This is a genomic window from Candidatus Andeanibacterium sp. (assembly GCF_057143545.1).
The window spans coordinates 1-6,970 of record NZ_DBNHSF010000196.1 but is presented as its reverse complement, the minus strand read 5'-3'; the positions used below and the strand labels follow the sequence as shown (position 1 = coordinate 6,970).

Below are 6,970 nucleotides of genomic sequence, written 5' to 3'. Positions count from 1 at the left end.
CCAGCACCACCACCGCATCGGCGCCCGCCAGCTTGAGCGTGCTTGCGGCGGCGTTGATCGTCTCGGCCTCGTCGGTGAAGGTCAGCCCTTCGACCCCGCCGGCCGAAACGATGCTGGGGGTTTCCTTGAGCGTCAGCCCGATCAGCCCGATCGCGACCCGCCCCCGCCCATTGCCGAAATGCCTCAGCGCGCTGCCGGGGAACAGCGTCGTCCCGTCCAGTTGCTCGACATTGGCGGCGAGATAGGTGAAGCGCGCGCCGCCAAAGGCGGGCTCCACCGCGCAGGGGGTGCGGGTGAAATATTGCTCGCAGCCGCCGAATTGCAGCCGCTGGAGCTCGGCCGCGCCGCGATCAAATTCGTGGTTGCCGACCGCGTTGAATTCGAGCCCGATGCGGTTCATCACCCCGATCGTCGGTTCGTCGAGGAACAGCGACGAGCTGAGCTGCGAGGCACCGGTGAGGTCGCCCGCCGAGACAGTCAGGCTGTACTGGTATTTCGCCCGCGCACCTTCGATCGCGCTCGCCAGCCACGCCGCGCCGCCGGCCGGCACCACCGCCGGCTCGCCGCCCGGCACCGGCAGGGTCACCGTCTGGCGCGGCGGTTCGAGCTGGCCGTGGAAATCGTTGATCGCGATGATCCCGACGGTCACCGGTTCGGCCGGGCCTTCGGGCGCGGGGCCGGGGCGGGCGGTAAATATGCCCTGCTCGTAGGAAGCGTTGCACCCTGCCAGCGTGATGGCCACAAGCGTGGTAAGGAATGCGCGCTTCATCCTGCGCTCCTGTCGTTACCGGATGACCGCATCATGACCGCTTGCGGGTCACACGTCGAGATTGGCGACGTTGAGGGCCCCCAGCGGTTCTCGATGTCGTCAGACATCGAGGTTCGCGACATTCAATGCATTCTCCTGGATGAATTCGCGGCGCGGTTCGACCACGTCGCCCATCAGCCGGGTGAAGATCTCGTCGGTCACGTCGGCATCCTCGACCTTGACCTGCAGCAGGATCCGGTTGTCGGGATCGAGCGTCGTCTCCCACAGCTGTTCGGCATTCATTTCGCCGAGGCCCTTGTAGCGCGAGATCGAGAGGCCCTTGCGGCCCGCACCGAGCACCGCTTCGAGCAATTGCGAGGGCAGCGTGATGCTCCCGTCGGCAGTGATCGGGGCCGTCGTGACGGCTTCTTCGGGCGCATCCTCTTCGGCTTCCGGTTCCGGCTCGGGCTCGGATTCGCCGCCGCCTTTCGCCAGCCGCATCGGGCCGGCATAGGCATCGGCATGCTCGCCGGCGAGACGATGAAGCTTGCGCGCCTCGGTGCCGCCGAAGAATCCCGCCTCGATCTCGTGGACATCGGTCACCCCGCGCCACTTGCGGGCGAAGATCGCGCTGCCGTCGTCGCGCAATTGCGCGCTCCATTCCGCTTCGGGATCGCCCATGCCGAGATGGGCGGCGGCCCTGTCCAGCGCGGCCGTGAGCGCCTTGCCCGACAAGGCAGGATCGAGCGCACCGGCCAGCGCCATCGCCTCGACCACAGGGTAATTGTATTTGCGCGGGACGAACCCCATCAGGCTCTTCATCCGCATCGCGTGTTCGACCAGCCCGGCAAGGTCCGCTCCGCTGCGCGCGCCGCCCTGGCCTTCGAGCACGCGGCCCTGGACCCCGGCATCGACGAGGTAACGGTCGAGCGCGCCCTGGTCCTTGAGATAGACTTCGGACTTGCCCTTGGAGACCTTGAACAGCGGCGGTTGGGCGATGAACAGGTGCCCGGCCTTGATGATTTCGGGCATCTGGCGGTGGAAGAAGGTCAGCAGCAGGGTGCGGATATGCGCGCCGTCGACATCCGCGTCGGTCATGATGATGATCTTGTGATATCTGAGCTTGTCGAGGTCGAACTCGTCGCGCAGCCCGGTGCCCATCGCCTGGATCAGCGTGCCGACTTCCTTGGAAGAGATGATCCGGTCGAACCGGGCACGTTCGACGTTGAGGATCTTGCCGCGCAAGGGCAGGATCGCCTGGTATTGGCTGTCGCGCCCGCTCTTGGCCGAACCGCCGGCGGAATCGCCCTCGACCAGGAACAGTTCGCACTTGGATGCATCGCGTTCGCGGCAATCGCTGAGCTTGCCCGGCAGCGAAGCGACGCTGAGCGCGCCCTTGCGCGACATTTCGCGCGCCTTCCTGGCCGCCTCGCGCGCGGCTGCCGCATCGATGATCTTCTGGATGATCGCCCTGGCATGGGCCGGGTTTTCCTCGAGCCAGTCGTTCATCTTGTCGGCCATCAGGCTCTCGAGCGGCTGGCGCACTTCGGACGAAACCAGCTTGTCCTTGGTCTGCGAGCCGAATTTGGGGTCGGGCAGCTTGACCGAAACGATCGCGGTCAGCCCTTCGCGCATGTCGTCGCCGGTCAGGCTGACCTTCTCGCGCTTGAGCAGGCCGGATTTGTCGGCGTAGTTGTTTATCGTGCGGGTCAGCGCCGCGCGGAACGCCGCCAGATGGGTGCCGCCGTCGCGCTGGGGGATGTTGTTGGTGAAGCAGAGGACGTTTTCGTAATAGGAATCGTTCCATTCGAGCGCGACATCGATCCCGATCCCGTCGCGCTCGGAACTGATCGTTATCGGATCGGGCAGCAGCGGCTGCTTGTTGCGGTCGAGCCATCGCACGAACGCCCCGATCCCGCCTTCGTAGAACAGGTCGTGCTCGATCACCGGCTGGTGGCGCTTGTCGCGCAGCAGGATGCGGACGCCCGAATTGAGGAAGGCCAGCTCGCGATAGCGATGCTCGAGCTTCTCGAAATCGAATTCGGTGACGTTCTTGAAGGTTTCGCCGGAGGCGAGGAAAGTCACGCGGGTGCCCTTCTTGAACCCGTTCTCGTCGCCATTGCGTTCGACCGGGGGCGCATCGCCGACCACGCGCAGGCTTTCGACCGCATCGCCATGCTCGAAGCGCATCCAGTGCTCCTTGCCTTCGCGCCAGACGGTCAGTTCCAGCCATTCGCTGAGTGCGTTGACGACCGAGACGCCGACCCCGTGGAGCCCGCCGGAAACCTTGTAGGCATTGTCGTCCGAGGTGTTCTCGAATTTCCCGCCCGCATGGAGCTGGGTCATGATCACTTCGGCGGCCGACACGCCCTCTTCCTTGTGGATGTCGACCGGGATGCCGCGGCCGTTGTCCTCGACGCTTACCGAGCCGTCGGGGTTCAGTTCGATCAGCACCTGGTCGCAATGGCCGGCCAGCGCTTCGTCGATCGCGTTGTCCGAAACCTCGAACACCATGTGATGGAGGCCCGACCCGTCATCGGTATCGCCGATATACATTCCGGGGCGCTTGCGCACCGCATCGAGGCCCTTGAGGACCTTGATCGATTCCGCACCGTAACCGCTTTTCCTGGGGGCTTTTTCTGCTTTGTCCGACATGCCGATCATATAGGCATTGGGACCGGGATTAGGAAGCTTTCATGCCTTTGTTCCACAGGCTTTTGGATGCCTGAAAAGCGCAGGTTTTCAGCCAAAAGCAAACGGCCGCCCCGGGGGGAGGGGCGGCCGCGCAAGCTCCTGCCGCTTGGGGGGGAGGGAGCTCAGATAATCGCGGCGCCGAGCAGCAAGGTGCTGGTCGAAGCCGCGGCGAGCAGCGGCAGGAGGTGGTGGGTGACTATGCGCATGGTGTCGTCCTGTTTGAAAACACCCTTCGCGGCCATCCGCCCATTGCTTCCGCCTTCGATATGGGGGTGCAGCAAGATAGTTCAATTGCGAAAAAATCTTGTGCAGTTGCAAGAAATGCAATCAGATCGCACCCGCCTTCCGCAAGGCGTGGATTTGCGCGCGAATGGCTGGACAGCAGGCGCTTCGCCCGCCTAACGGACCGCATGGACGCCAGCCACCTTCCCGATTCCATCCTGCCAGACTCGATTTTGATCGTCGATTTCGGCAGCCAGGTGACCCAGCTGATCGCCCGCCGGGTGCGCGAGGCGGGGGTCTATTCGGAGATCGCCCCGTTCAACATGGCGGAAGAGGCGTTCCACCGGCTCAGGCCCAAGGGCATCATCCTCTCGGGGAGCCCGGCCGGCGTGCCCGAGGAAGGTTCCCCCCGCGCGCCGCAGATCGTATTCGACAGCGGCCTGCCGATCCTCGGCATCTGTTACGGCCAGCAGGTGATGACCCACCAGCTCGGCGGCACGGTCGAGCCGGGCTCGGATGGCGAATGGGACGGCGAATTCGGCCGTGCCTATTTGACCGTGACCGACGAATGCGTGCTGTTCGACGGGCTGTGGCAGGTCGGCGAGCGCCACCAGGTGTGGATGAGCCATGGCGACAAGGTGACGAAGTTCGCCCCCGGCTTCCGCGTGGTCGCCACCAGCGACGGCGCGCCCTTTGCCCTCATCGCCGATGACGAGCGGCGCTATTACGGCACCCAGTTCCATCCCGAAGTGGTCCACACGCCCGACGGGGCGAAGCTGATCGCCAATTTCGTGCGCCATGTCTGCGGGCTGGCTGGCGACTGGACGATGGCCGAATTCCGCAAGACCAAGATCGAGGAAATCCGCCAGCAGGTGGGTGACGGCAAGGTGATCTGCGGGCTCTCGGGCGGGGTCGACAGCGCGGTCGCGGCGGTCCTGATCCACGAGGCGGTGGGCGAGCAGCTGACCTGCGTGTTCGTCGACCACGGGCTGATGCGGCTGGGCGAGGCTGAGCAGGTCGTCAGCCTGTTCCGCGACCATTACAATATCCCGCTTGTTGCCGTGGATGCCGAGGACAAGTTCCTCGCCGGCCTCGCGGGCGAGACCGATCCCGAAAGGAAGCGCAAATTCATCGGCGCGGCCTTCATCGACCTGTTCGAGGAAGAGGCGCGCAAGATCGGCGGGGCGGATTTCCTCGCGCAGGGCACGCTTTACCCCGACGTGATCGAAAGCGTCAGCTTCACCGGCGGGCCTTCGGTGACGATCAAGAGCCACCACAATGTCGGCGGGCTGCCCGAGCGGATGAAGATGGAGCTGGTCGAGCCGCTGCGCGAACTGTTCAAGGACGAGGTCCGCGAGCTTGGCCGCGAGCTGGGCCTGCCCGAAGCCTTTGTCGGCCGCCATCCCTTCCCCGGCCCCGGCCTCGCGATCCGCATCCCGGGCGAGGTGACGAAGGAACGCTGCGATATCCTGCGCAAGGCCGATGCGATCTATCTCGAGGAAATCCGCAATGCCGGGCTGTATGACGCGATCTGGCAGGCTTTCGCGGTGCTGCTGCCGGTGCGCACGGTCGGGGTGATGGGCGATTACCGCACTTACGACAATGTCTGCGGCTTGCGCGCGGTGACTTCGACCGACGGCATGACCGCCGACATCTATCCCTTCGACGCGGCGTTCCTGAGCCGCGTCGCCACCCGGATCATCAACGAGGTCAAGGGCATCAACCGGGTGGTGTACGATTATACCTCGAAGCCGCCGGGGACGATCGAGTGGGAGTGAGGGAGTGGAGAAAAGCGCCATTGGACGGACTGTTTATCCGAAGGTCGGCGTCTGGTTTCGCGAGGATACCGGTCACATCCATTTGGCCATCGAGGGACAAGGCTTCTCGACTGTCAATATCGATGCTGGCAGTAAGCGAGGCCATCCTCATTTGTTCAAGAAACTGGCCCGAATGCTCCGCGACGCGGGGGCGCGGCATCCCGAGATCGACGATTAGGCCAACTTGACCAACCTCCTTGGTCAACCTATCCTCATGCCATGACCATCCACGTCAACATCGCCGAGGCCAAGGCAAAACTGTCCAAGCTGATCTCCGCGTCCCTACGCGGGGAGGAGGTGGTAATCGACCGCGACGGCAAGCCGCAGGTGCGGTTGATCCCGGTGCCCGAGGCGCAGTCGATCGACCGCGAGGCGCGGCGGCGCAAGATCGACGAGATTTTGGCCCGGGTCGATGCATTGCCGGTTCTCGCGGACGTGGACGATCTTGACTGGGACGAGAACGGCCTCCCGGTTTGATCGCGGTAGACACCTCGGCGCTGATGGCGATCCTGAAGAATGAGCCCGAACGGGAAGCATTCCTGGAGGCACTGGAGCAAGCCGACCAGGTGTTCGTTTCTCCGGGGACGATTACGGAAGCAAGGATCGTATGCCACCGGCGTGGTGGGAAGGCGTTGGTTCAGCAGCTTGACGAATTGCTCCTGGCGACAATGGCGCAGGTCGTCCCGATCGAAAACGCCGATCTCGACATCGCCTATGCTGCCTTCGCGCGGTACAGCAAGGGCAGCGGCAATTCTGCCGGGCTCAATTTCGGCGATTTGTTCAGCTATGCGCTGGCCAAGGCGCGCGGGATTCCGCTGCTCTACAAAGGCGATGATTTCGCGCAAACTGACATAGCATCCGCCGTGTAAGGGGAGACCGTCAATGACCCAATACTGGAAGCGCATCGTCATCGCCGGGGTCGCTGTCGAACTGCTCTACGCGGTCTATGTCTACTACCTCGCGACCCAGGACCTGGTTGGCTACAAGCCGGAGGGCCTCGCGGTTGCGTTCGTCCTGTTCGCTCTGGGAGGCTGGTGGGCCGCGCGGCCCGCGCACACTTCCCGCCTGTCGATCGGCGTGGCGGTCGGGATCGTCGGGACCTTGTTCTACTACGCGCTGCAGGCTCCCAATGTCGTATCAGGGGCGCAGGAATATCCGCTGATGGCCTGGGTCAACCACGGGTTGAAACTGGCGGGCGGCGCGGCGGGCGGGTTCCTTGCCGGCTTGCTGGCCTCGCGCAAGGGCTAGGCGATGCGCATCAGGCCCGCGGCCGCACAGGATTGCGCTGCGCTCGAGGGGCTGATCGAACAATTGGGTTATAAGGCGGCGGCAGACGACATCGCCGCCCGCCTCGCCGAAATCCGCGCCGATGGCCGCGAAGTGCTGGTCGCCGAAGAGGGCGGGCGGGTGGTCGGCTGCCTTTCGACCTCGATCATGCGCGTACTCCATCGCCCCAAACCCGTGGGCCGAATCTCGATGATGGTGGTCG

Annotated in this window: 9 protein-coding genes; 6 read left to right on the top strand and 3 right to left on the bottom strand. The window is 64.4% G+C overall.

The annotated features are described in order from the left end of the window. The 3 genes from AC16XC_RS11550 to AC16XC_RS11540 all read right to left on the bottom strand — a co-directional run. The coding region (locus AC16XC_RS11550; protein ID WP_484034806.1) for a metallophosphoesterase family protein at positions 1-769 on the bottom strand (769 nt) is incomplete at its 3' end. 99 nt (positions 770-868) lie between these two features. Continuing rightward, positions 869-3,403 (bottom strand): DNA topoisomerase (ATP-hydrolyzing) subunit B, encoded by a 2,535-nt coding sequence (gyrB, locus tag AC16XC_RS11545; RefSeq protein WP_484034805.1) that lies wholly within the window; start codon positions 3,401-3,403, stop codon positions 869-871. A 161-nt stretch (positions 3,404-3,564) separates the two neighbouring features. Further along, positions 3,565-3,723, bottom strand: a complete 159-nt coding sequence (locus AC16XC_RS11540; RefSeq protein ID WP_484034804.1) for a hypothetical protein — start codon at positions 3,721-3,723, stop codon at positions 3,565-3,567. A 129-nt stretch (positions 3,724-3,852) separates the two neighbouring features. Between AC16XC_RS11540 and guaA the strand changes: the two genes are divergently transcribed. From guaA to AC16XC_RS11510, 6 genes are all read left to right on the top strand, one after another. Continuing rightward, positions 3,853-5,442 (top strand): glutamine-hydrolyzing GMP synthase, encoded by a 1,590-nt coding sequence (gene guaA, locus AC16XC_RS11535; RefSeq protein WP_484034803.1) that lies wholly within the window; start codon positions 3,853-3,855, stop codon positions 5,440-5,442. 4 nt (positions 5,443-5,446) lie between these two features. Next, a complete protein-coding gene (locus AC16XC_RS11530; protein WP_484034802.1) occupies positions 5,447-5,659 on the top strand; it encodes a hypothetical protein in 213 nt (70 codons plus the stop codon). A 41-nt stretch (positions 5,660-5,700) separates the two neighbouring features. Beyond that, complete coding sequence (locus AC16XC_RS11525) at positions 5,701-5,958, top strand: type II toxin-antitoxin system Phd/YefM family antitoxin (protein WP_484034801.1); 258 nt, start codon at positions 5,701-5,703, stop codon at positions 5,956-5,958. After that, entirely contained in the window at positions 5,955-6,350 is a 396-nt protein-coding gene (locus AC16XC_RS11520) for a type II toxin-antitoxin system VapC family toxin (protein WP_484034800.1), read from the top strand. The genes AC16XC_RS11525 and AC16XC_RS11520 overlap by 4 nt, the downstream gene beginning before the upstream one ends. A 13-nt stretch (positions 6,351-6,363) precedes the next feature. Continuing rightward, positions 6,364-6,729 carry a hypothetical protein gene (locus AC16XC_RS11515; protein ID WP_484034799.1) on the top strand — a complete coding sequence of 122 codons (366 nt, stop codon included), beginning with the start codon at positions 6,364-6,366 and terminating at the stop codon, positions 6,727-6,729. A gap of 3 nt (positions 6,730-6,732) precedes the next feature. After that, on the top strand, positions 6,733-6,970 hold a 238-nt coding region (locus AC16XC_RS11510), incomplete at its 3' end, for an N-acetyltransferase family protein (protein ID WP_484034798.1).